The organism is Cupriavidus plantarum, assembly GCF_905397285.1.
Taxonomy (GTDB): Bacteria; Pseudomonadota; Gammaproteobacteria; order Burkholderiales; family Burkholderiaceae; genus Cupriavidus; species Cupriavidus plantarum.
The window spans coordinates 50,026-69,491 of the sequence record NZ_CAJPUX010000012.1 but is presented as its reverse complement, the minus strand read 5'-3'; the positions used below and the strand labels follow the sequence as shown (position 1 = coordinate 69,491).

Genomic DNA, 19,466 nt, shown 5'->3' with positions numbered 1-19,466 from the left:
GCCCTTTCAGCCCGCAACTCAGAACCGGTAGCCGATCCCCGCGCTGAACAGCCAGGGGTCGAGCTTCACGGTCGACACCTTGGCGCCTCCCGCATAGACGTTGCTCGAGATCCACGACTTCTTCGCGTCCACGTTCAGGAACCAGTTCTTCGTGAGCTTGTAGTCCATGCCGATCTGCAGCACGGGGCCGACGCTCCAGCGGTCGAGCTGCAAGGTGTTGCCCGCGAGATTCGCGCCATAGATCCGTGTCGCGTTCACGCCCGCGCCCACGTAAGGCCGGAACGTGCCTTCGGGCAGGAAGTGATACTGCAGCAGCAGCGCAGGCGGCAGATGGCGGAACGTGCCGATCTTGTTGCCGTCGAGGCTCACATCCTGACTCTGCGGCACCGTGAGCATCAGCTCTACCGCGATATGCGGGACGATGAAGTACGTCACGTCCAGCTCGGGGATCCACTTGTTGTTGACGCCGATCCGGTCGGAGGCACCTACGCCGCCGATGGGGTCGGACTTGTCGTCCATGTTCAGATAGGTCGCGCGCAGGCGCACCATCCAGTCGCCCTGCGTGGTGTCATCGGCCGCGCTGGCGGCCAGCGGCATGGCGCCGAACAGTGCGGCGGCGGATGCCGCAACGAGCGGCAGCACACGGCGCGCTCCGGCGGCGCGGGAGAGGAGCCGTGGAAGGACGCGGGGAAGCACGCGTGGAAGGACGCGGGAAGTACGCTGGGAGGGATGTCCGGAGAGATTGGCGGTCATATTGGTCTTCGCATTTTTCGTCAAACTGCGAGACCAGTGTGGCGCGATCGGCATTCCCCGGTATTGACCCAACGCAACGATTTGCGATGTCGCGAAGAACCGTCGCGACATGACGCTTCTATTTACATGCGGAATTATTCGTGGCGCGGCCACGTGCCGCCCGTTACGCTGTGCCCACGTGGTCTTGTACCGCGCATGTCGTGGGCGTCCAACAGGACGTCTTTCGTGGTGTGCCCCATGGGGGTGGGGCACACCCGTTTTTCCGACGCAGCTTTCGGCCTCAGGCAGCCTTTGCCTCAGGCACCTCGGACATCCCGACCGCCGCCAGATGGCGGTTGACACCCGATACCACCGCGCGCAGGGAGGCCGTGACGATGCTCGCATCGACGCCCGCGCCGAATCCGGTCGCGGAGTCGCCTACGCGGACTTCCACGTAGCAGGCCGCCTTCGCATCGGCACCCGCAGACAGCGCATGCTCGTGATAGTCCATCACGCGTACGGGCACATCGAGCTCGCGCACGAAGGCATCCACCACCGCATCGATCGGGCCGTTGCCGGCCCCGCGCACGCGTACGGGCTGCCCATCGCGCACCAGTTCGATATCCATCTCGACGTTGCCATTGGCGGCAGAGGTCATCTGGTGCGCCACGTACTGCAGCGGCGATTCGCGATCGAGGTACTCGCGACGGAACAGTCCGTAAAGGTCTTCCGCGCTCGCCTCGAGGCCCGTTTCGTCGGTCATCGCCTGCACCGCGCGGCTGAACTCGATCTGCAGGCGGCGCGGCATGAAGATGCCATGCACCTGCTCAAGCAGGTAGGCCATGCCGCCCTTGCCGGACTGGCTGTTCACGCGGATCACGGCGTCGTAGCTGCGGCCGAGATCGGCGGGGTCGATCGGCAGGTAGGGCACTTCCCAGATCGCGTCGGCGTTCTGCTGCGCGAAACCCTTGCGAATCGCGTCCTGGTGCGAACCCGAGAACGCGGTGAACACGAGATCGCCGACATACGGATGGCGAGGATGCACGGGCAACTGGTTGCAATGCTCGACGCACTGGCGCACCTCATCGATATCCGAGAAGTCCAGCCCCGGTGCCACGCCCTGCGTGTACAGGTTGAGCGCGAGCGTGACCAGGTCCACGTTGCCCGTCCGCTCGCCGTTGCCGAACAGGCAGCCTTCCACGCGGTCGGCGCCCGCCATCACGGCAAGCTCCGCTGCTGCCACGGCCGTGCCGCGGTCGTTATGCGGATGCACGGACAGCACGATGTGCTCGCGCCGCGCAAGATGGCGATGCATCCATTCGATCTGGTCCGCGAACACGTTGGGCGTGCTGCATTCCACGGTCGTCGGCAGGTTCAGGATCATCTTTCGGCCCGGCGCCGCGCCCCACGTTTCGGCTACCGCGTTGGAAACCTCGAGCGCGAAATCGAGTTCGGCCTGGCTGAAGGTCTCCGGCGAATACTCGTAGCCCCAGTGCGTACCCGGCTGCGCGTCGGTGAGTTCGCGAATCAGGCGCGTGCCCGTTACCGCCACGTCGCGGATCTCTTCACGCGAGGCATTGAACACGATGCGGCGCCATGCCGGGGCAATCGGGTTGTAGAGGTGGACCGTGGCCCGATGGGCGTCGCGCACGGACTCGACGGTACGGCGGATCAGATCTTCGCGCGACTGCGTCAGCACGATGATGGTCACGTCCTCGGGAATGCGCTTCTGTTCGATGAGCATGCGCACGAAGTCGAAGTCGGTCTGCGAGGCCGACGGAAAGCCGACCTCGATCTCCTTGAGGCCGATCTTCACGAGCTGCTCGAAGAAGCGGAGCTTGCGCTCGACGCTCATCGGCTCGATCAGCGCCTGGTTGCCATCGCGCAGGTCCGTGCTCATCCAGATGGGCGCGCGCGTGATCTGGCGCGACGGCCAGGTGCGATCAGGCAAGTCTACGGTGGTGGCGGGACGGTATTTGACGGCGGGATTGGACAGCATGAGTTCTCCTTCCTCGCGGAAGCTCCATGACGGAAACGTGAAATCGGAAAAAACCGGAAAAACAGATAACGCGAACGCGTGGCGACAGGCTGCCGAACTGCCACAGGCACTAGGCCCGGCAACCGATCACTAGGTTTAGCGATAGCGCGAGAAGGAGGGGAGAAGCAGATGCCGCACCGCCGCAAACGGGCACCTGCACGCGTCCACGCAGCGCGCGCGCGACCGCCGCGATGCGCGGGGCATCGGCGAAATCGGCAGCGGTGGCACGTGAGGCAGTCATGCGTTCGAGGCGCGGGTAGCGGGGGGCATATATCGGACGAGTTGAGGAGCGTAGTCCAAAAACGCGCTTCACGTCAACCGCGTCGGTGCGCCACGACACGCCGCCGGATCGGGCAAACGGATGAATTCGGGGTTCACTGCGCACCGCAGAGGGCTGCCTCCGCCCGTTGTGTGGGGTGCCGCTCAGTCGTCTGAACTGCCTCGGCCGCATCGCGCATAGGCTGAAAGAGCCAAGACAGCCCACGCGCGGGCGGGACGGCATCGCATGCGGGCGGATCGGAACAACGCTACGCGGACAGAGAACGGGACAGGTGCTGCGGCGCCGCAACCGAGACCGAGGGGACAGATCATGAGAACGACAACGTGGGCGACGTGCACGACGTGGCTGCTGGCGATCTTCACCGTATGCATGCTGGCGGCGTGCGGCGGTGGGGGCGGTGGCTCGGGGTCGGGCACGCCGACGACGGCCGGTGCGGGGGGCGATGGGGGCGGCGGTAATGGCGGCAGCGGCGGCGGTTCGAATGGCGGTTCCGGCAACGGCAGCGCGGCCTCGAAAACCTACGTGATGCAGCTCGGGCTCACATCGGGTCAGGTCGCCGTCGGAGGCACGCTGCCGATGAGCGCGACCGTCGTCGATGGCAATGGCAACGACGTCACGGGCGCCACGCAATTCACGTGGTCGCCGTCCAACGGCGGCATCGCCACGGTGACGGCCGCGAGCATGCCCGGCAGCGCGAACGTGCGCGGTACGGGCATTGGCGTGGCGACCATCAGCGTGGTCGCCACGGTCACCGCATCGGATGGCGCGGTCACGCAGTTGCCGATGCAGTCGGCCAGCGTGACGGTACTCGCCGCGGGATCGACCGCCTACGCCCTCGCGTTGCCCTATCCGGCGCTGTCCATGACGCACGGCCAGGTCCTTCCCGTCACCGCGTCGCTGATCGACAGCCATGGCGCCGACCGCTCGTCCTCAGGCACGGCATGGACATGGAACAGCAGCGGCGCCGCAGTGCAGGTCACGGGTGCCGCCAATGTCGGCACGCTGCGCGCCGCCAACACGGCCAGCGCGTTGGCGCAGGCCCTTGTTAGCGTGTCCGTCACCGCGCCGAATGGCGGTACGCTGTCGGGCATGTTCCCGGTCTCCGTTGTCGGTGCCGGGGTCGCGAGCTATCGCCTTGTCCTGTCTCGGGCCGGCGCGCAGATCAACGCGATATCGGTCCTCAACGGCCGTCCGCAATCGTTCGCGTCGCGCGTGGTACGTAACGACGAGGTCGACACCACGAGCGCGTTCGATGGCCTGTGGACTTTCACGACGACGTCCCCGACGCTCACCGTGCAACCCGATGCCTCGACGCGCACGACGACGGTCGGCACGAACCTGGCGAACGGTGCCGACGCGTATCAGAGCGTGCTCGCGGTGACCGCGGGCAGCCTCACGCTGACGCCCCGCCCGCGCGCCAACCTGTTCGTGACCGAACAGCCGACGTGGGCGCTTGTCTACAACGGTCCGCAGCCGCTGACGCTCGTCAATCCGATCCCGGCGACGATCGCGGTGCAACTGGTCCATCGCGGCATCGACGAAGGCATCACCGGATGCACGGGCTGGAACTGGACCGCGGGCACGGGCAATGTCTCGCTGGTCCCCGTGGTATTCGCACCGAACGCCATTCAGATCCAGCCGAGCGCACCGGGTCCGTTCTCGGTCACGGTGACCTGCACGGCGGGCGCGGAGCAGATGCCGCTGTCGATGACGATCGCGGGCACGGTGATGTAAGGCGGCGCGCCCGCACTTTCGGGAATCCGCTACATCCGGGGGCATGTATCTGTGCCAACGTTGAGTATCACCCAACGGAGCATCGACATGCCTTCCTCTCTCTTTATCCCCGTGTCTATCCCCCCGCTGCTGGCGATTGGCGGACTCCTCGCCTTCACAACCGCGGTTGCCCAGCCGGTACTGCCCGCCCATGGCGTGATGAGCGTCCAGCGGACGCCGGGCGGTGCCACGATCGTCGGCATCGCCCCGCCGAACGCCGCGGGCGTCTCGCACAACCAATACCGCGCGTTCCACGTCAACGCCGCGGGCCTGGTGCTCAACAATGCCGTTCCCGGTCACACCGCACAGGCCTCGGCGCTCGCTGGCGCGCTGCCCGCGAATCCGGAGCTGAAGCGCGCGGCGGAGGTCATTCTCAACGAGGTGGTCTCCCCCGACCGAAGCGTGCTGGCGGGTGCCACCGAAGTGTATGGCGCGCGTGCCGACGTGGTGGTCGCCAACCCGTATGGCATCACATGCCATGACTGCGCCTTTCTCAACACCGATCGCGTCACGCTGACGACAGGCATCCCCCAACTCGACGGTCGTGGCGCGCTGGCGGGCTTCGACGTGACGGATGGCGAGGTCCTCTTCTCAGGGGTCCGCGCGGGGCCCAACTCGATGACGAGCCCGATGACGCTGGACGTGGCGGCACGCCGCATCATGCTCGATGGCAAGGTCTATGCGCGGGACGTGGCGCTCATCGCGGGCGTCCAGCGACTGGACTATCGCGCGCGTCAGCCGTTCGCAAAGCCGGATGCCGGACAGGCGACCTCCGGGTACGGTATCGACAGCACGACGCTGGGCGGCATGTATGGCGAACGTATCCGACTGATCACGACGGACGTGGGGAGCGGCGTGCGGACACGCGGCACCGTAGGCGGCTGGCACGCGGACGTGGCGGTCCAGTCGAAGGGCCATTACATCCAGAGCGGTCTGCTCTGGGGGCGCCGTCTCGATATCGCCAGCGAAGGGATGACGCAGTTCGAGGGACGCGTCATGGCCGGCGACGTACTGCAGGTAAAGGCGCGCGGCATTCTGGTAGATCGGCATGGGTCGGCATGGGCGAACAGTATCGAACTCGCCGCGGTTAGCCGGCGCGCGGGATTACCGCTGTTTGGCGATGGCATCGTCCTGAATCTCGGAGACATCGTGGCACGCACGCGCATCCGGATGGAGGCCAACGTCATGGCGTACACGTCCGGCAGGTTGCTTGCCTTCGACGATGTGCGTATCTACGCGCCACGCGTGGTCGGCGATCACAGCCGAATTCCGCGGTTGTTCGTCAATGACGTACCGGCCGCGACGTTCAGCGACATTTGAAGTCGGGCAGGCGCGGAGACGTCAATCCAGCCGGAACGTCACCGCCGGGTAACCCTCAATGAGGGCTACCTGCGCGTGCAGGCCGTAGACGCGCGTCAGCGTCTCGGGCACAAGGATGTCGGCGGGCGCGCCCTGCGCAATCGCGTGGCCACCAGCCAGAAGCAGCAGGCGATCGCACCACCGCGCGGCGAGGTTGACGTCGTGGAGCACCACGAGCACGGCAAGACCTGCGCTGCGCGCGAGCGTTCGTACGGCGCGCAGCAACAGCAACTGGTGGCGCGGGTCGAGGCTCGATGTGGGCTCGTCGAGAAACAGCACGCGGTATTCCCCGTGGGCGAGGCCGGTCAATGCCTGGAGCAGTGCGCGCGCGAACTGCACGCGCTGCTGTTCACCGCCGGAGATGCCGAGGTAGCGGCGGTCGCGCAGCGACGTGGCGTCCGCTAGCGCGAGCACCTGTTCCATGCGCGCGGCAACGTCGGCGGCATCGGCCTCGGGAAACGGGTAGGCGCCCATTTCCACGACCTCGCGCACGGAGAGATCGAAGGCGAGGCTGGGCGACTGCGGCAGCACCGCGCGACGGCGGGCCAGCGACTGTGCAGACCAGCGCGCGAGCGGCGCCGCATCGAGCGTGAGCGTCCCGCCGGTCAGCGCCAGTTCGCCCGCGAGCGTACCCAGCAGCGTGGACTTGCCCGCGCCATTGGCGCCCAGCACGCCCAGCACCTCGCCGGCATGCAAGTCGATGTCGATCCCTTGCAGCACGGTGCGATCGCCGCGCGCGCAGGTCAGTTCTCGGCAGGAAAGCATCGGCGTCTCAGGTCTTTCGCGTAAGCATCCACAGCAGGAAAGGACCGCCCACGAGGCTGGTCACGATACCGATGGGCAATTCAGCCGGAATCACGGCGATACGGGCGAGCCAGTCCGCGAGCGTCAGTGCCATCGCGCCGCCCGCGATCGTATTGGGCAATAGCCATCGATGATCGGCGCCGAGGGGCAACCGCACGAGATGCGGCACGACGAGCCCCACGAAGCCGATGGTGCCCGTGACCGCGACAAGCGGTCCGACGAGCAGCGCCGTCAGCACGATCAGGCGGCGCCGCACGCGGCGGATATCGAAGCCGAGATGATGCGCTTCCCGTTCGCCGAGCAGCAGGGCGTTCATCACGCGCCAGTCGCGCAGCAGCAGCGCACATAGCACGGCGACCAACGGCACGATCCACGCGAGCATGGTCCACGTCGCGCCAGCCAGGCTGCCCATGTTCCAGAAGGTCAGGTTGCGCAGCTGCACATCGCTGGCCTGATAGGTGAAGAAGCCGACGATACTTGCGCAGATGGCGTTGATGGCCACGCCCGCGAGCAGCAGGTTGGCCACGCCCAGACGCCGGGTGCCGAGGCGGTAGGCCAGCGCGGTGGCAATCAGGCTGCCCACGAACGCGAGCGGCGCGATGCCCCACAGGCCGTCCGCGCCCAGCACGATCGCAACTACCGCGCCGGCCGCACCGCCCAGCGAGATACCGACAAGACCGGGCTCGGCCAACGGATTGCGAAACAGCGCCTGCATCACGGCGCCCGAGAGCGCCAGCGCCGCGCCGGTCACCACCGCCAGCACGATGCGCGGCAGCCGCACTTCGATCAGCACGTTCCGCCAGATGGTGGCTTCCGCGTCGAGGTTCGCGGACCAGAGCAGCGAGAGCAGGCGGCTGCGCGGAATCGCCAGCGCGCCGCTTGCGGACGCCATCAAAGCGACAAGTACCACGAGCAGGCAGAGCACCGCGAAGACCTGCGCCGGCGAGAGATACCGCAGCGCACGCAGTTTCGTCACGGCGCAGGCCATCGATGCCATCATCGCGCCGCGGGGGAGACGAATCCCGCCTGCAACTGGCGCAGCGCTTCCGGCAGCCGTGGACCGAAGCCCAGGAGCAACAGGTCGTCCATCACGACGATGCGCTTGTCGCGAGCGGCAGGGGTGGCGTTGATGCCGGGCTGGGCAAGAAATGCCTCCACGCTGCCGCTGGCCTGAATCGACATCGTCGTTGTGACGATCACGTCCGGCCGCAGCGCCGCGGCGGCTTCGGCGGAGAAGGGCTTGTAGCCGGTCTGATCGCCAAGCACGTTGGTGGCGCCCACGAGCTTGAGCATCGCGGCGCCGGCGGTATCCTCGCCGGCCGCCTGCATCTTGCCCGTGTGCGCGCTCACCAGCAGCACGCGCGGCGTCGTCGTCTTCGACCCTGCCGGTGGCTTGATGGCATCGAGTTCCGCATGAATGCGGTCCACCAGCGCCTTGCCCTGCGCCCCGCGATCGAGCGCGCTGGCCGCGCCAAGAATGCGCTGATCGAGTGCCGCCACGGTCGGCGCCGACGGCAGCACGACCACCTTGCTGCCGAGCCGCTTCAGCTGTTCGAGCGATTGCGGCGGGCCGCTCTGGTCCGAGGCAAGCACGAGGTCCGGCTTCAGACTCGCCACCCCCTCCACCGAGAAGGTGCGGTAGTAGCCGACCTTCGGCAGCTTGAGCGCGGCGGGCGGGTAAATGCTCGAGGCATCCGCGCCAACGAGCGTGTTGCCCGCATCGAGCGCATAGACGATCTCGGTGACAGCGCCACCAAGGCCGACCACGCGCGCGGGAGGCGCCGCATGCGCGAGGCCCGCCGCGCACAGCAGCGGGATCAGCGCATCGCGCGCCCATGTCATGAAGACCGCGCGTGTCATGTCAGGCCGCCAGCGCGTGCGTGCACAGCGCTTGCAGCAGCGCGCGCCAGGCGGGCAGTTCCGGCTTGCCGGGTTTGCGCTCGCCGAAGAACTGGACGATCAGCTCGCCGTTGGCGCCATACAGCTCCAGCGACGTGACCCAGCCATCGGTGGTGGGCTTGTTGACGACCCAGCTCGCCGTCACGGCCTGTGTGTTGAGGTGGAGATTGAACGTCGGGTCCAGCACGTTGAACCACGGGCCGGTCCGCACCAGGCGCTTCACCGGCCCGGTGTGGATCTGCACGATGCCGCGATTGGCGACGAAGCACATGATCGGCAATTGAGAATCCGCGGCGCGCTGGAGCAGCGTCTCAACGGCCGTGTTGTCGACTGCCTGCGCAAGGTCCTCGCCTGCCGCGCGCAGCGCACCAAGGCGCGAGACCTTGAACTGGCGGAGCATGCCGAAGAACTCGTGCGTATCGGTCAGGCCGCGCCAGTGGGCGCGAAACGCCGCGATGTCGGCCGGTGCCTCCGCTTCGCTGGCCGCCTGTACCGCCTCCGCCATCACGGGCGTGCGCGCGCCACTGGCATGACGCGCGACATAGGCCTCCCACGCCGCCGCGTCGGTGGCCTCGGTGCGATACACCTTGTGGACGGCCTCGCCGCTCTTGTCGAAGAACTGGATGCTGTCGCGGCCGTTCTCGCTGACCGCATAGAAATACTTCCAGCTGTTGAAGAACATGCGCAGGTCGATATCGGGACCGAGCACGATGCCCACCGGCCCGTCGGCCTGGATGTCGAGGTAAGTGCCATGGCGCTCGTGCACGGCCGAGTCGTTGCGCGACAGCGCCATCACGGGGCCGAGGGCGCCGAGGTCGCGGAACAGCGTTTGCGCCGGACCGTTGAGTTCGCGCGAGGTGACGCCGCATTCGGCCGCGACCAGCGCCGCCTCGGTCGCGCCGAGCTTGCGTGCGCGATCGCGAATGCGAAGGCCGGGTTCCTGGTCGATCAGTTGCTGATGCCGCGCGCGCAGGGTGTCGAAACTGTCTTGTTGCATAGTGTCTTGCATGCTGTCAGGTCCAAGCATGTCGCGGTACGAATCCGAGGCATGCCGGAAGCGCTTCAATCACGAGTCGGAGTCCGGACTCAGGGCTGCACGTCGTACTGCACGGTCCAGGTCTGCGCGCTGTTCACATCGCTGGGATTCGCGTACTGAATCTGCGTCACGTGGAAGCGTGCATAGGTCGTGCCTTCCCCACCGCGCACCAGCGCGGCGTTCTGCGGGTTTGCCGCGATCACGTGCGCAACGGCGGGCAGGCCTGCCGCCGTAGCAGCCGCTGCAGTGGGATAGTACGTGAACCAGCCATAGTTGAGGGGGTTGGGGAACGTGCCTGTCCACGTCGGATTGAGTGATGAAGCGGTCGCATCCTTGAGCCACGCGCTCACCGTCGCTGGCACGGCCAGCGTCGCGTCGCCGAGGTCGGCGAGCGTTGCGCTGGCGTTCGACGGGTCGGTGAACTTCGACGCAATGGGCTTGTTGCTCGCGTCATAGAAGCCCGCCGGCGTACGGCCCACGAAGCCTGCCACCGTGCCGCTGCCCGATTCGCCACCGTTCAATTTGAGGTTGTTGCGGTTGAACGCGATATGCCACGTGCCGGTGGCCGTCGACACCGCGCCCGCATCGAGGTCGAAGTAGACCCAGTCGGTCGTGGCGTTGACGGTGGCGGTGCGAACCACGCCTGGATTGGCGCGGTCGACCCATCGGATCGACGGAAAGCCAGACGTGGTACCGCCCGCGCCGCCATAGTAGCCCGTCACCTGCAGCGCGAAGACCTGCGCGCCCGCGCCGGTCGCGTCGAGCACCGCGCTGTTCGTCGTGATCAGGAACGTGCGCCACGTCGGGTACAGCAGGTGATCCGTTTCTCCGCCTACGCCGTATTCGAACACGGCCGACTGGATGGAGTTCGTGCCCGTGAACACGCTGCTCGCCGCATCCTTGAAGTACAACGTGGCGGGAATCGCGCCATTGACCGGATCGGTCGTCGCGTTCTTCCAGGCAAGCAATTCACTCCACGTGTGGTCGAAGGGGCCGCCGAATGCGCCGCCGTTGCCCGTGCCGCTGGAACCGCTGTTGGTCCAGAACGACGCCGTCCTGTTGCCGCCCTTGACCTTCAGGTCCCACGCGGTGCCGGTGCAATCAGCCGTCTGCGCCTGCGCGTTGAAGTCGTAGCACAGTGACGCGCCATTGGCCGGCAGCGTGAAGGTCCACGTGCCGGACTGCGTGAACGCCGTGGCGGGCGTCACGGGGGTCGTCGGTGTCGAGGGATTGCTGGCCGTCGGCGTAGTCGTGGATGGCGAATCGCCGCCGCCGCCGCATGCCGCGAGCACGGTCGTGATCAGTGCGAGCATGACGGTATTGACCGTCGTTGCGTGAATCGTTCGGTTATTTTTCATTTGAGCTTCCTCCCAGTTGAACTAGCGCACCACGTCGACGTTGACGCGCGCGCCGAGGTACACGAATCGGCCCGCCACCGGCCCGAAATCATTGGCATTGGAGAAGTCGCGCTGGCGATCGAACAGGTTGTTCACCCCGACGAAGGCGGTGACGTTGCGTCCGATCTTCTGGTTCAGCACGAGGTCGAGCGTCCCCCAGCCCGCGGAGCGGGCGTTGCTCGTGGAATCGACCAGCTCGCTGCTCTGGAAGCGCGCGCGCGTGGTCAGTTCCGTGCCGGGCAGCAGGCGCCAGTCCATGCCGACGCGGCCCATGTTGCGCGGCCGGCGCGTGAGTTCGGTGCCCGTATTGAGGTCTTCGGTGTCGGTGTACGTGTACGAGACATTGAAGCGGAGCGCGTCGGTGGCGACCCAGCGCAGCGCGGTTTCCACGCCTTGCGTGCGCGCCCGTGCCACGTTGCGATAGGTGTAGACCGCAATGCCGTTCACGACCGTGAAGTTGGCCATGTCGGTCTGGATCAGATTGCTGACGTGGTTGTAGAACAGGTTGGTGTCGAGCACGAGGCGGTCGCGCCAGTTCAGCGTGCCACCGAGCTGGAAGCTGTTGGACGACTCGGGCTTCAGGTTCGGATTGCCGAGCACCATGTAGCCGAGCGAACTGTGATCGAACAGGTAGTAGCGTTCCTTCAGGTTGGGCACGCGATAGCCCTGGCCGAAATTCGCGCGCACCACGCCCTTCCAGTCGTCGTTCTCTACCAGCGTGCCGCGCACGCCGACCTTCGGCGCGAAGTGGCTGCCGAAGTCGGAATCGTGCTGGCCACGCAGGCCGACGATCATCTCCCAGCGCTCGCTGAAGAGGATGTCGTTCTGCACGTATAGCTCGCCGTTGCGCCGTTCCGCATTGCCGGCGATCTCCGAAATATTGTTGCTGGTCTGATTCAGGCGTTCGCGATGCAGGTCCGCGCCGAACTGCCACAACTGCGAACGCCACGCGGGCATGTCGAACTGCATGGACAGATGGTCCGTGCGTTGCGACGACGTGCGGACGCCGGTCTGCACCGCATTCGAATACTCGCGCGAGGTGCTGTCGTAGCCCTCGGTCATGCCCGCCACGCGCGCGCGCACGCCGTTGTCGAACTTCCACTGGCCGCCGCCGGTAAAGCGGTTGCGGTCGATGTCCTCGCTCTTGCGCTGCGGCACGTAGTTCGGCGGTGCGTAATACCGATAGCGCTGTTCGTCCGTTTCGCGGTACGCGCTGGCGTCCACCCAGAACGTGCCGGCGGGCGTCGGGAGCCATTCGAGCCGCCCTGAATACTGCTGGCGCCGTACCTTGTCGCCATGCTGCGTCCAGCCATCCGGATCGACGGCGAAGCCCTTGTTGTCGAGCGCATCGGCCGCGACGCGCGCGCGCAGCGTCTCGGTACCGCCCTCGACGCGCATGCTGCCGTGGAGCAGGCCTGGCGTGCCATCCGCGTTCTGCCCGCCGTACGTGCCGGCATCGGCCGTGGCCGCCGCGGACAGACCCTTCGAGATCGGGCGGGTGATGACGTTGATCACGCCGCCCATGGCGGAACTGCCGTACTGCGCGGAGCTGGCGCCCTTGACCACTTCCACGCGGTCGACTTCCGCCAACAGGTACTGCGAGACATCGACCGTCGAACCGGTGCTGGCGCTGATCGGCAGGCCATCGATCAGGATGAGCACCTGATCGCTGGTCATGCCCTGCAACGACACCTCGTAGCCGGACTTGCCGTGAATCTCCCGCAATTGCAGCCCGGGTACGTTTTCGAGGGCGTCCTTGAGCGTGCGGGCATGCGTGCGGTCGATTTCCTGCCGATCCACGACCTCCGTCTTCACCGGGGTCTCGTCGATGGGCTTTTCGGACCGGGTACCCGTAACGACCACGGAAGGCAGCAGAGGGGCGTCGCCGGTGGCAAATTGCGCCCGTGCCTCCGTTGGCAGGCCGGGGCCAAGGAGAGCGCCGATGCAGGCTGCGATGCAGCTTCGACGCAGCGTCGACGTCGATGCGAGGGGCGATGCAAGCACTTTAAGATCGTTTTATTACGAATGAAGGTGCAAATGATAATGGTTAACATTCTCATGTACAAGAACTTACGTCTCGTGACATTCCGATACACAGTGCTGAGGGAGGCGCTTCAGGGTGGGGATGTCAAGCGCAGGACTTACGGTGCAAGGGGTCCGCGCGTACCCATTTCTGCGCCCTCAAGGCTCGGTTCATTCGCCGGGCGTACCCGTTTCTGCGTGGACCGTACCCGTTTCTGCGTCTCGCGGAGACAACAAAAAAGCGACCCATCGGGTCGCTTGTTGAACGCGCGAATAGACGTTTCAGGGACGCCGCATGAACCGTATCACCTGCTCGTTGCCGCCCGTCGCGGATGGCGGCGGAGCAGACGCGGAAGTGTTCGAACCGCAGGTGCCGCAGCCGCTGTTGGTGTCGCAGCCTGTCGCGCACCCCGCAGCGGCGGCAGGACTAAGCCGCCGGGCGATCCACCCGCGCCAGCCTGGCGCCATCGCGCCGCCGAGCATGCCGGCAAGGCTCGCCTTCACGCGTTCGCGCGTGCGGGGCAGATAACGTGCCGCCACCGAGAGCGCGCATGCGAGCACGATCAGCGGGACGACCAGGGTTTCGAAAGCGTGATAGAGCGTCATGGTCGATTCGACCGGCAACATCGTCGCCGGTTCATCCAACGGTTCAGCTGAACATCAAGGCCACGCGATACGTCACGAACGACGCGAGGTATGCGAGGCCGGTGAGGTACGCCGCCGAGAGCGCCATCACTTTCCACGAGTTGGTCTCGCGGCGGATCACGGCCAGCGTCGAGATGCATTGTGGCGCAAATACGTACCAGGCGAGCAACGACAGTGCGGTGGCCAGCGACCATTGCGCGGCGATCATCGGGGCCAGTTGCGTCGCCACGGTGTCGTCGCTGCCGGACAACGCGTAGACCGTAGCCAATGCCCCGACGGCCACTTCGCGCGCGGCCAGGCCCGGCACCAGCGCGATGCAGATCTGCCAGTTGAAGCCGATCGGCGCGAAGATGTGCTCGAGTCCCTTGCCGATCATGCCGGCAAAGCTGTAATCGATGGCGGGTGCGGTCGCGCCATCGGGCGGCGACGGGAACGTGGCCAGGAACCACAGCAGCACGGTTAGCGCGAGAATCACCTTGCCGACGCGCGACAGGAAGATGCGTGCGCGTTCCCACAGCCCGATGGCCACGTCACGCGGATTGGGAATGCGATACGACGGCAGTTCCATCAGCAGCGGATGATCGGTGCGGTCGCGTCGGAAGTACTTGAGCACGTAGGCGACGATCAGCGCGCTGAGGATGCCGGCAACATACAGCGCGAACAGCACGAGCCCCTGCAGATTGAAGAGGCCTGCCACCGTACGCTCGGGAATGAAGGCACCAATCAGCAAGGCGTACACCGGCAGCCGCGCGGAGCAGGTCATCAACGGCGCGACGAGAATGGTCGTCAGGCGATCGCGCGGATCCTGGATCGTGCGCGTGGCCATGATCCCCGGAATCGCGCAGGCGAAGCTCGACAGCAGCGGAATGAACGAGCGGCCCGAGAGGCCGGCACCCATCATCAGCCGGTCGAGCAGGAACGCCGCGCGTGGAAGATAGCCCGATTCCTCCAGCGTGAGGATGAACAGAAAGAGGATCAGGATCTGCGGCAGGAACACGATCACGCTGCCGAGGCCCGCGATCATGCCATCGACGATCAGGCTCTTGAGCATGCCGTCCGGCATCCACGTGCCGACGACTTCGCCGAGCATATGCACGCCGCCCTCGATGCCGTCCATCAGCGGCTCCGCCCACGAGAATACGGCCTGGAACATGAAGAACAGCAGAACGGCGAGGATGACGAGGCCGAACACGGGATGCAGCAGCACGCGGTCGAGCGCATCGTCGACACGCGCGGTGCGCGCGGGCATCGTGACCGCGGCCGCGAGGAGCCGGCGGACCTCCGCGTGCGTGTCGAGATCCGACAGTCCGTCGAGCGGCTGGGCGGGCAGCGCCTTGGGTAACTGGCCCTCGAGCACCTCGATCAGCGCGGCGGCGCCATCGCGCTTGACCGCCACGGTCTGGACGACGGGCACGCCGAGCGCGGCGGACAGCTTGTCGCGATCGATCAGGATGCCGCGCTTCGCGGCGGCATCGCTCATGTTCAGGACCACGACCATCGGCAGGCCAAGGCGGCGCAGTTCGAGCACGAAGCGCAGGTGCAGCCGCAGGTTGGTCGCATCGACCACGGACACGAGCAGGTCGGGACGCGGCTCGTCGGCGCGCTGGCCGAGCACGACCTCGCGCGTCACGGTTTCATCGAGGCTCGCGGCGCGCAGGCTATAGGCGCCGGGCAGGTCGAGAATCCGCACGATGCGGCCACTCGGCGCCACGAACTGGCCTTCCTTGCGCTCGACGGTCACGCCGGCATAGTTGGCCACCTTCTGGCGGCTGCCGGTCAGGCGGTTGAAGAGCGCGGTCTTGCCGCAGTTGGGATTGCCGACGAGCGCGATGCGCAATGCGGCGGAGTTCGGAGCAACGGACATAGGCAGGAATGAAACCCGTGCGGCGTGTAGAGGGGTGAGGCCAGGCGCGGTCGCCGCGCCGATTCGACGCAGGCCGCGGCGCGCGATGTTCAGGCCAGACGCTTGGCCGCGGCTTGTTCGGTAGCTTGTTCGGTAGCGCGTTCGGTGGCTAGTCCGGCCGACTCTGCGTCCGGCGCGATGTTCGTCACCGACGCACTGGCGACATCGACCGTGATGCGGGCCGCCTCGGCACGACGCAGCGCGAACCGCGTGAAGCCCACCTGTGCGACGATCGGATCCTTGCCGAACGGGCCGAACGCGATGATCTGTACCGCTTCACCGGGCACGAAGCCGAGATCGCGCAACCGCCGCGCGATCGCGTCGTCGGGCGAGAGATCCTCCACCGCTTGCACAACGGCGGCGGTACGCCGGGGAAGTTCAGACAACCGCATCATGCTGTGGACCTTGTAGGGTCGTAAATAAAAATCGTTCTCGATTGTATAGCAATTGCCGCAAGATCGGCGTCGTTCGCACCGGAATGGCGCGTGACACAAGGGTGGCAGCAGGGCTTCGATATAAAAAACGCGTAAAAATTTCACGCCGGGCGCACGATTTTATTGGAATACCACATTCGTGTTATTGGACTGCCGAGGCTCCGACGCTAAGCTGCAAGCACGCTGAACACCCCGTTCCACGCGTACTTTCCAAAGCCACCGCCCTCAGGGACCGGTGGCTTTTTTCTTTAATCGGACCCGCCCGCCATGCGCACGGTGTTCACAAAATGATCGCGCGCGGGATTGTCCGGTTGCTGCCGCCATACGCAGTACACCTCCGACGGCACATCGGTGCCGCTTAGCGGCCGGAACACCGCGCCCGCCATGCCCGAGCGCGCCAGCGCCGCGGGCACCACCGCAACGCCCATGCCCTGCGATACCAGCGAGACGACCGACAGCCAGTGGCGCATCTCGTGCCGCACCTGTGGGTAAAAGCCCTGCGCCACGCACATCTCGAAGATGCGGTTGTAATAGTCGGGCGACGCCTGCCGCGAGAAGAGCACGAAGGGCTCGCCGCGCAGATCGGTCAGCGCGACGTTCTGTCGCACCGCCAGCGCATGGCCCTCCGGCATGCAGCATACGAACTGCTCCCGGTGGGCGAGCACCGTCGTCAGCTCGTCGGGCACGCGGCGCGTGTGGACAAAGCCGGCATCGAGTTCTCCATGCAGCAGCGCATCGATCTGCTCCTGCGAGTTCAGCTCGGTCAGCGCGACCTGGATGCCCGGATACCGCGCCTCGAAATCCTGCAATAACTGCGGCATGCCGCGATAGAGCATCGACCCGACAAAGCCGACGCGCAGCCGCCCCACGGCGCCTGCCTCGATTTCCCGGGCCAGCTGGCGGGCCGCCTCGGCCTGCGCGAGCAGCGCCGTGGCGGACTCCCGGAACGCGCGCCCGGCGGCCGTCAGCCGCACGCCGCGGCTGTCGCGCTCGAAGAGCCGTGCGCCCACCGACGCCTCCAGCTGCTGAATGTTCAGCGACAGCGGCGGCTGGGAAATCGATAGCCGGCGGGCGGCCCGGCCGAAATGCAGTTCCTCGGCGAGCACGAGGAAGTAGCGCAGGTGGCGGAATTCCATGGCGATACAAAAATTATATGGATCGAGCTAATTTTAGAATTAGACGTGAATCGCTGACATCCGAATAATGAAGCCCAAATCAGTCCGGTCCTCGCCCAAGAGCGGCCGGCGTCGCTTCAGGAGACGATGCATGCCCACCAGCGCCCTGCGCGCGGCCCCGGCCGCCGCCCCGCAATCCGCCCCGCGATCCGCCCCGCAATCCACCGCCCCTAAACCCGCCGCCCCGCAATCCGACGACGCGACGCGAGCCCACCCGGTCCCCGACCGCCACGGTGGCAGCCTGTTCACGGCCGACCCGGATCTGCGCGCGCTGCTGCCGCTGTATGTGCCGGCCGATCTGTACCAGCACTTGCTGCCTCACCTCGAACGCATGGGCGCACTCGCCGGCGGCGTGCTCGACGAACTCGCCAATGTGGCGGACCACGCGCCGCCAACGCTGTCCCATCGCACGCGCAGCGGGCTCGACGCGCAGCGCATTCACAAGCATCCGGCCTATATCGAGCTCGAGCGCGTGGCGTTCTCCGAGTTTGGCCTCGCCGCCGTCTCGCATCGCGGGGGCGTGCTGGGCTGGGACAAGCCCATGCCGCCCGCGGCCAAGTACGCGCTGACCTATCTGTTCGTGCAGGCCGAGTTCGGTCTGTGCTGCCCGCTGTCGATGACGGACTCGCTCACCCGCACGCTGCGCAAGTTCGGCGACCCCACGCTGGTCGAACGATATCTGCCGAATCTCACCACGCAGGTGTTCGACGATCTGTATCAGGGCGCGATGTTCATGACGGAGCAGGGCGCCGGCTCCGACGTCGCGGCCACGGCCACGCGCGCCGTGCGCGATCCGTCGGCCGAAGGCGGCTGGCGCCTCATCGGGGACAAGTGGTTCTGCTCGAATCCGGATGCGGCGCTGGCCATGGTGCTCGCGCGCGTGGAGGAGGCCGATGGCAGTGCGGTGGCCGGCATCAAGGGCGTGTCGCTGTTCCTGTTGCCGCGCACGCTTGCGGACGGCAGCGCCAACCACTATCGCATCATCCGCCTGAAGGACAAGCTGGGCACGCGCTCGATGGCGAGCGGCGAGATCCGCCTCGAGGGCGCGCACGCATGGCTTGTCGGCGAACCGGGCCGCGGCTTCGTGCAGATGGCCGACATGATCAACAACTCGCGCCTCTCCAACGGGGTGCGTGCCGCCGGCCTGATGCGCCGCGCGCTGACAGAGGGCCTGTTCATCGCGCGCGAACGCCAGGCCTTCGGCAAGCGGCTCATCGACATGCCGCTGATGCGCCGCCAGTTGCTCAAGCTCACCCTGCCGACCGAGCAGGCGCGGACGATGGTGTTCCAGACCGCCGAAGCGCTGCGCCGCGCGGATGCCGGCGAGACCGATGCGTATGCGCTGATGCGCATCCTCACGCCGCTGATCAAGTTCCGCGCTTGCCGCGACGCCCGCAAGGTGACGGGCGATGCGATGGAGATGCGCGGCGGCTGCGGCTACATCGAAGAATGGAGCGATCCGCGCCTCGTGCGGGACGCGCACCTCGGCTCGATCTGGGAGGGGACGAGCAATATCGTCGCGCTGGACGTGCTGCGCGCGATCCGCCGCGAACAATCGCTGCCGGTGCTGCGGGCTCATCTGCAAGCTTTGCTCGCCGACACGCCGCTGCACGCATCGGCACGCGAGCGCTTCGAGCGTGTGCTGGCCGGCGCCGTCGCGCAGGCGCAGCGCGCGGCCGATGCCAATGCCGAGGGCGACGTCCTGGCGCGTCAGGCGGCCTCGGCGCTCTATCACGTGACCAGCGCCGTGGCGATGGCATGGGAAGCGGGCCGCATCGGCTCCGCCCGCCGCATGCGTCTGGCGCAGGCCGTGCTGATTCATCGCGTGCTGCCGCAGGATCCGCTCGGCGGTGACGCGGAACCCGCCTGGCTTGCCGATACCGTGATGCCGGAGGACGCGCCGGTCCGCGATGCGGACGCCGTGGCGGCAATCGACCTGTTCTGAAGCCGATCACAAACAAAACACCGG

At 66.5% G+C, this 19,466-nt stretch carries 15 protein-coding genes; 3 read left to right on the top strand and 12 right to left on the bottom strand.

Annotated elements, in window-relative coordinates; genetic code table 11:
• Positions 1-18: 18 nt before the first annotated feature.
• Entirely contained in the window at positions 19-639 is a 621-nt protein-coding gene (locus tag KHP16_RS26585; RefSeq protein ID WP_407935125.1) for an OmpW/AlkL family protein, read from the bottom strand.
• A 394-nt stretch (positions 640-1,033) separates the two neighbouring features.
• The gene (gene leuA / locus KHP16_RS26580) at positions 1,034-2,731 is read right to left on the bottom strand and encodes a 2-isopropylmalate synthase (RefSeq protein ID WP_121492754.1); all 1,698 of its coding nucleotides are present in this window, start codon (positions 2,729-2,731) and stop codon (positions 1,034-1,036) included.
• Positions 2,732-3,359: 628 nt separating this feature from the next.
• Here leuA and KHP16_RS26575 point away from each other — a divergent pair.
• A complete protein-coding gene (locus KHP16_RS26575; protein ID WP_211961466.1) occupies positions 3,360-4,784 on the top strand; it encodes a hypothetical protein in 1,425 nt (474 codons plus the stop codon).
• Positions 4,785-4,871: 87 nt separating this feature from the next.
• Positions 4,872-6,143: a filamentous hemagglutinin N-terminal domain-containing protein gene (locus KHP16_RS26570; protein ID WP_211961465.1), complete on the top strand. Its 1,272-nt coding sequence runs from the start codon at positions 4,872-4,874 to the stop codon at positions 6,141-6,143.
• A gap of 21 nt (positions 6,144-6,164) precedes the next feature.
• Here KHP16_RS26570 and KHP16_RS26565 read toward each other — a convergent pair whose 3' ends face one another.
• The 10 genes from KHP16_RS26565 to KHP16_RS26520 form a co-directional block, all read right to left on the bottom strand.
• Positions 6,165-6,947 carry a heme ABC transporter ATP-binding protein gene (locus KHP16_RS26565; RefSeq protein ID WP_109584820.1) on the bottom strand — a complete coding sequence of 261 codons (783 nt, stop codon included), beginning with the start codon at positions 6,945-6,947 and terminating at the stop codon, positions 6,165-6,167.
• A 7-nt stretch (positions 6,948-6,954) separates the two neighbouring features.
• A complete protein-coding gene (locus KHP16_RS26560; protein ID WP_244836062.1) occupies positions 6,955-7,974 on the bottom strand; it encodes a FecCD family ABC transporter permease in 1,020 nt (339 codons plus the stop codon).
• A gap of 8 nt (positions 7,975-7,982) precedes the next feature.
• Positions 7,983-8,828 carry a heme/hemin ABC transporter substrate-binding protein gene (locus tag KHP16_RS26555; RefSeq protein ID WP_109584877.1) on the bottom strand — a complete coding sequence of 282 codons (846 nt, stop codon included), beginning with the start codon at positions 8,826-8,828 and terminating at the stop codon, positions 7,983-7,985.
• A gap of 19 nt (positions 8,829-8,847) precedes the next feature.
• Entirely contained in the window at positions 8,848-9,894 is a 1,047-nt protein-coding gene (locus tag KHP16_RS26550) for a hemin-degrading factor (protein ID WP_415831234.1), read from the bottom strand.
• Between the two features lie 77 nt (positions 9,895-9,971).
• Positions 9,972-11,279 (bottom strand): HmuY family protein, encoded by a 1,308-nt coding sequence (locus tag KHP16_RS26545; protein WP_211961464.1) that lies wholly within the window; start codon positions 11,277-11,279, stop codon positions 9,972-9,974.
• A 21-nt stretch (positions 11,280-11,300) separates the two neighbouring features.
• Positions 11,301-13,322, bottom strand: a complete 2,022-nt coding sequence (locus tag KHP16_RS26540) for a TonB-dependent receptor plug domain-containing protein (RefSeq protein WP_258308093.1) — start codon at positions 13,320-13,322, stop codon at positions 11,301-11,303.
• A gap of 300 nt (positions 13,323-13,622) precedes the next feature.
• Positions 13,623-13,946, bottom strand: coding sequence for a DUF6587 family protein (locus tag KHP16_RS26535; protein WP_109584879.1), 324 nt, complete (start codon positions 13,944-13,946; stop codon positions 13,623-13,625).
• 43 nt (positions 13,947-13,989) lie between these two features.
• Entirely contained in the window at positions 13,990-15,849 is a 1,860-nt protein-coding gene (feoB, locus tag KHP16_RS26530; RefSeq protein WP_115955003.1) for a ferrous iron transport protein B, read from the bottom strand.
• 89 nt (positions 15,850-15,938) lie between these two features.
• Positions 15,939-16,280 carry a FeoA family protein gene (locus KHP16_RS26525; protein ID WP_211961475.1) on the bottom strand — a complete coding sequence of 114 codons (342 nt, stop codon included), beginning with the start codon at positions 16,278-16,280 and terminating at the stop codon, positions 15,939-15,941.
• A 290-nt stretch (positions 16,281-16,570) separates the two neighbouring features.
• Complete coding sequence (locus tag KHP16_RS26520; RefSeq protein ID WP_109584825.1) at positions 16,571-17,458, bottom strand: LysR family transcriptional regulator; 888 nt, start codon at positions 17,456-17,458, stop codon at positions 16,571-16,573.
• 130 nt (positions 17,459-17,588) lie between these two features.
• Here KHP16_RS26520 and KHP16_RS26515 point away from each other — a divergent pair, with 130 nt between their 5' ends.
• The gene (locus KHP16_RS26515) at positions 17,589-19,442 is read left to right on the top strand and encodes an acyl-CoA dehydrogenase family protein (RefSeq protein ID WP_211961463.1); all 1,854 of its coding nucleotides are present in this window, start codon (positions 17,589-17,591) and stop codon (positions 19,440-19,442) included.
• The last annotated feature ends 24 nt before the right edge of the window (positions 19,443-19,466 follow it).

Coding starts and splice junctions, on each gene's coding strand:
- leuA (WP_121492754.1), bottom strand. CDS start 2,731: ATGCTGTCCAATCCCGCCGTCAAATACCGTCCCGCCACCACCGTAGAC.
- KHP16_RS26575 (WP_211961466.1), top strand. CDS start 3,360: ATGAGAACGACAACGTGGGCGACGTGCACGACGTGGCTGCTGGCGATC.
- KHP16_RS26570 (WP_211961465.1), top strand. CDS start 4,872: ATGCCTTCCTCTCTCTTTATCCCCGTGTCTATCCCCCCGCTGCTGGCG.
- KHP16_RS26565 (WP_109584820.1), bottom strand. CDS start 6,947: ATGCTTTCCTGCCGAGAACTGACCTGCGCGCGCGGCGATCGCACCGTG.
- KHP16_RS26560 (WP_244836062.1), bottom strand. CDS start 7,974: ATGGCCTGCGCCGTGACGAAACTGCGTGCGCTGCGGTATCTCTCGCCG.
- KHP16_RS26555 (WP_109584877.1), bottom strand. CDS start 8,828: ATGACATGGGCGCGCGATGCGCTGATCCCGCTGCTGTGCGCGGCGGGC.
- KHP16_RS26550 (WP_415831234.1), bottom strand. CDS start 9,894: ATGCAAGACACTATGCAACAAGACAGTTTCGACACCCTGCGCGCGCGG.
- KHP16_RS26545 (WP_211961464.1), bottom strand. CDS start 11,279: ATGAAAAATAACCGAACGATTCACGCAACGACGGTCAATACCGTCATG.
- KHP16_RS26535 (WP_109584879.1), bottom strand. CDS start 13,946: ATGACGCTCTATCACGCTTTCGAAACCCTGGTCGTCCCGCTGATCGTG.
- feoB (WP_115955003.1), bottom strand. CDS start 15,849: ATGTCCGTTGCTCCGAACTCCGCCGCATTGCGCATCGCGCTCGTCGGC.
- KHP16_RS26525 (WP_211961475.1), bottom strand. CDS start 16,280: ATGCGGTTGTCTGAACTTCCCCGGCGTACCGCCGCCGTTGTGCAAGCG.
- KHP16_RS26520 (WP_109584825.1), bottom strand. CDS start 17,458: ATGGAATTCCGCCACCTGCGCTACTTCCTCGTGCTCGCCGAGGAACTG.
- KHP16_RS26515 (WP_211961463.1), top strand. CDS start 17,589: ATGCCCACCAGCGCCCTGCGCGCGGCCCCGGCCGCCGCCCCGCAATCC.